Origin of the sequence: Microbacterium sp. CCH5-D1, from assembly GCF_001557335.1 — a bacterium.
Taxonomy (GTDB): domain Bacteria; phylum Actinomycetota; class Actinomycetes; order Actinomycetales; family Microbacteriaceae; genus Microbacterium; species Microbacterium oxydans.
Genome location: NZ_LSJW01000165.1, coordinates 1 through 3818 on the forward strand (window position 1 = coordinate 1; position 3818 = coordinate 3818).

General features: G+C 65.0%; 5 protein-coding genes and 1 pseudogene. 1 reads left to right on the forward strand and 5 read right to left on the reverse strand.

Annotated features, from left to right (window positions below):
* Positions 1–75: 75 nt before the first annotated feature.
* Together AX744_RS10015 and AX744_RS10020 are read right to left on the reverse strand one after the other, a co-directional pair.
* A complete protein-coding gene (locus AX744_RS10015) occupies positions 76–1053 on the reverse strand; it encodes an SRPBCC family protein (RefSeq protein WP_061016648.1) in 978 nt (325 codons plus the stop codon).
* A gap of 2 nt (positions 1054–1055) precedes the next feature.
* The gene (locus AX744_RS10020) at positions 1056–1445 is read right to left on the reverse strand and encodes an ArsR/SmtB family transcription factor (RefSeq protein WP_061016650.1); all 390 of its coding nucleotides are present in this window, start codon (positions 1443–1445) and stop codon (positions 1056–1058) included.
* A 459-nt stretch (positions 1446–1904) separates the two neighbouring features.
* Here AX744_RS10020 and AX744_RS10025 point away from each other — a divergent pair, with 459 nt between their 5' ends.
* Entirely contained in the window at positions 1905–2216 is a 312-nt protein-coding gene (locus tag AX744_RS10025; RefSeq protein WP_029153956.1) for a hypothetical protein, read from the forward strand.
* 228 nt (positions 2217–2444) lie between these two features.
* On the opposite strand, the gene AX744_RS10030 is transcribed toward AX744_RS10025, so the two are convergent.
* The 3 genes and pseudogenes from AX744_RS10030 to AX744_RS10040 all read right to left on the reverse strand — a co-directional run.
* The gene (locus tag AX744_RS10030; protein WP_029264099.1) at positions 2445–2978 is read right to left on the reverse strand and encodes a signal peptidase II; all 534 of its coding nucleotides are present in this window, start codon (positions 2976–2978) and stop codon (positions 2445–2447) included.
* Positions 2975–3583, reverse strand: a complete 609-nt coding sequence (locus AX744_RS10035) for a cadmium resistance transporter (protein WP_036275918.1) — start codon at positions 3581–3583, stop codon at positions 2975–2977. Before AX744_RS10035 ends, AX744_RS10030 begins: the two co-directional genes overlap by 4 nt.
* Positions 3583–3818, reverse strand: a pseudogene (locus AX744_RS10040) (heavy metal translocating P-type ATPase); the annotation flags it as partial. The pseudogene AX744_RS10040 and the gene AX744_RS10035, both read right to left, overlap by 1 nt.

Below are 3818 nucleotides of genomic sequence, written 5' to 3' on the forward strand. Positions count from 1 at the left end.
CAAGAACAGTGCGCCGAGAGCCGGAGAACCGGCCGGACCGCGGGGGTCCGGCCGGTCCTGAGGAGTTGTTCACACTCAGACGGCGAGCAGCTCCCGCTCCAGACGGGCGAACGACGACTCCATGCCGTCCACCATGCCGGTGGCGAGGATCATGTCGCGCGTCTCCTTGTCGGGGTACTCGATGAGCAGAGTGACGAGGGTCGCGCCGTCCTCCTCATACAGGTTCAGATCGTTGAGGGTCTCGGTCGGCAGGCCCTGCATCCGCTCGGTGGTCACTGCGCGGCGCGGAGCATCGATCAGGAGCGCCTCCCCCTCGAATCCGAACGGCTGCCCCTCGGTGTCGCCGACCGGCGCCCACGAGTTCCGGTACGACTGGCCGACCTCGGTGGCGGCGACGCACTCCGTCATCTCCCACCCGTCGGGTCCGAGCATCCACTTGCGGATGAGCTCGGGCTCGAAGTGCGCGCGCCACACCAGCTCGCGCGGCCCATCGACCAGGCGGGTGATGCGCACGTGCGTGTCGTCGAGCAGCTCCAGTCGCGTGCCCTTGCCCTGCGCGTAGTCGCGGAGGTCCTGCAGCACGGTGTCGAGCTGCGCCATGGCCATCTTGATCCCCTCGACCTGGCCCATCTCGACGACCTGTTCGAGGGCGTCGACCGAGTCGAAGTGGCTCGTGGTGGTCATGCGGGTGCCGTCGGCGGTGGACTCGAAGGCGAAGGTGATCCGCTGGGCGGGGAAGCCGTCGAGCGGTGTGCCGTTCTCGTCGACGAACGAGTCGATGACCTCGAACGCGTTCGGCGCATCGATCGAGATGAACTCCCACGACCCGGACGACTTCTCCCCGCGCGGACCGTTCATCGAGTACTGCGCACGACCGCCGACGGTGTGGTCCCACGCGGTGAAGGTGGCCGGCCATCCGGGAGGGCCCCAGAAGCGCTCGAGCTGCCGCGGGTCGGAGTAGGCGCTCCACACCCTCTCGATGGGGGCGGCGAAGTCGGCGACCACGGTCATGGTCAGGTTGTCGGCATCGGTGATGACGTCGGTGACAGGCATGTTCAGTCTCCTTGTTCGGTGTTCGTGCTGTCGGTGCGGTCGGACGAGTTGGACCGAGGAGTCTCGGCCAGCAGATCGTCGAGTCGGGCGATGCGCGACCGCCACAGCTCTTCGTATCGGGCGAGGAGCGCCCTGGCGCGGGCGATCATCTCGGGGTTCGCGCGGACGAGCCGCTCGCGTCCCTCGGCGCGCTTGACGATGAGGTTCGCGGCTTCGAGCACGGCGACGTGCTTCTGCACTGCGGCGAACGACATCTCGTATTCGGAGGCGAGGGTCGAGACCGACTGCTCCCGCTCGATCGTCCGGCGCAGGATGTCGCGCCGGGTCGACGTCGCCAGTGCGTGGAAGACACGGTCGACCTCCGCTTCGCTCAGTTTTCTTTGTGCAACCATTTGGTTGTACGTTATGCCTGTGCGGCGGGTGTGTCAAGGAGTATTCTGTGACTTGCGGCTTTAGATCGGACTAGATGCTTTACATCGGACTACCCGAGGCTGAGCCGGACTGAGTCCGATCTAAAGCAGAGTGCTGGGGGCCGCCTCCCTTCGGAGTGGCAATGAAGCCAGCTGCGGTCGCGAGGAAAGTCAGATCGTCAGGCCGACTCATGCAGGACGACGGTCAAAACGCGCGCACATCCAGACCCCGAATACGGATGGTTGGCGGTCGGCAGAACCTGCGCCGAAACCCATACACCACCCGTTTCGGCGCCCTAACGTTTCGGCAGGGGGTTACGGCGGGGCGACGCTCGGCGTGTCGCACTTCCCCAGCACCACCACGGGTGCCCGGCCGCAAACGATCGTTTTCGGTGGTAGCCCGGGCACGACATCAACAGCGAAGTCGAGGATGATTGAGTCGTGGAGATTGAGCTGCTTTATATCGCCGGTTGCCCCAGCTGGGTTGAGGCTGGCCGTCGTGTTTCTGAGGCGCTACGAGAAACAGGCCACGACGAATCGGAGGTTCACTACCGACTCATCCGGACGGAGGAGGACGCGGGCGCAGTCTCGTTCGCGGGCTCCCCCACGATCACCCTGGATGGCAACGATCTCTTTCCGGGGTCGGGGCGAAGCAATGACCTCGCCTGCCGTATTTACAGCACCCCTGCTGGGCTGGCCGGGATGCCAACGGTTGAACAGATTCGAGAGGCGCTCTCCGCTCATGGCGACTGACGAGGACGTTGCGTGCACGTGCTGCGGGCGACATCTGCCACGCAAGAAGCTGCACGCACTCGGAGACGATCGCGCTTTCATCTGTCGACGATGCGGCTGGTGGGTGGCTCTGCGCCTACATCGCGACCGCCCGCCTGCCTAAGCGTGAACTCACTCAACGGCTGCCCACGGCGATCGCGCCGATGTAGAGGGCGAGTTGATGGGTGTCCCACCACCGCACAACGGATCTCACTCGGTGCTCTCATCCCCGGCGCGGATCATGAAAACTGCTCCGGTGATCGCTGCGGCGAAGATTACGATGTCGGCGATGTTGCCGATGAACCAGTTTCCGTAGGCGAGGAAGTCCACGACGTGACCACGGGCGAATCCGGGGTCCCGGAAAAGGCGGTCGCCTGCGTGTGAGGCGGAAGCGCCGCCGAGCGCGCCGATGACGATCGCCCATCTCACGCGTTGCACTCGGAACGCGAACACGATCGCTGTGACCGTGGCGGCGACAGCGAGCAGCGCGAACACCCAGGTGAAGCCTTCCCCGAAGGAGAATGCCGCTCCGGGGTTATAGGCGAGCTGCAAACCCAGCAGGTCACCGATCAGCGGGATGCGCTCACGGTCGGTGAGGGTCGCTTCGGCCCACACCTTGGTTCCCTGATCGATCAGCACGACGACCACGGCGATCAAGAGCGCTCCACCAGTGAGCTGCCGCCGCCGGGTCGACGACAGCTTGCGCGCAGCGGGCGGATGAGCCTCTGACTGGGAGGAGGTCATGCGAGCACCTCGATCAGACGGACGATGACCCCAGATTCGATCAGGATGAACAGGCCCAGGCCGATGAACACGGCCGGTACGAGCCAGTGCTCGACGCGCTCCAGCCCCTCGGTAACAGCCTTGTTGGTGCCGATCAGCCGGCCGGCCGCGCACCAGACCGCGACGAGGATCAGGAATACGACGATCATGATCGCGACGTCGCTGGGGGCGCTGGTGCGGAAGATCGGCGTGTAGAGGGAGATGTTGTCGGCCCCGTTGGCGATCGTGATCCCTGCGACGCCCCATAGTCCGACCGCGGTGATCTTGGAGTCGTCATCATCGTCATCGCTGTTACGGCGCAGGCCGCGAATGAGCGTCCAGATGCCGATGCCGAGCGGGATCAGACCCAGGAAACCGACCCATTCGTCCGGAACGATGGTGAGACCGAGAGCGGCGATCACGCTGATCACGACGAGGGTGATGAACCCGAGATACTGGCCCGCGACGATCTGCCACGGCCGGGGCTTCCCTCGACTGGAAGCCAGGAACAGCACGGTGAGCACGACAATGTCGTCGATGTTGGTTGCCGCGAACAGGCCGATCGCTGAACCGATAGTTGCGAGCATCAGCTTTCCAGTCGTGGCGTGCGGGTGCGTGCGGCGCGCAGACCGTTGAGGATCACGATGACCTCCGCGACCTCGTGGACCAGGACGACGGCCGCGAGCCCCAGGACGCCGAAGAGCGCGAGCGGGAGCAGTGCAGTGATGATCAGCAGCGACAGGATGATGTTCTGGTTGATGATCCGTCGACCGCGGCGGGCGTGATCGAACGCTCGCGGGATGAGGCGCAGATCATGGCCGG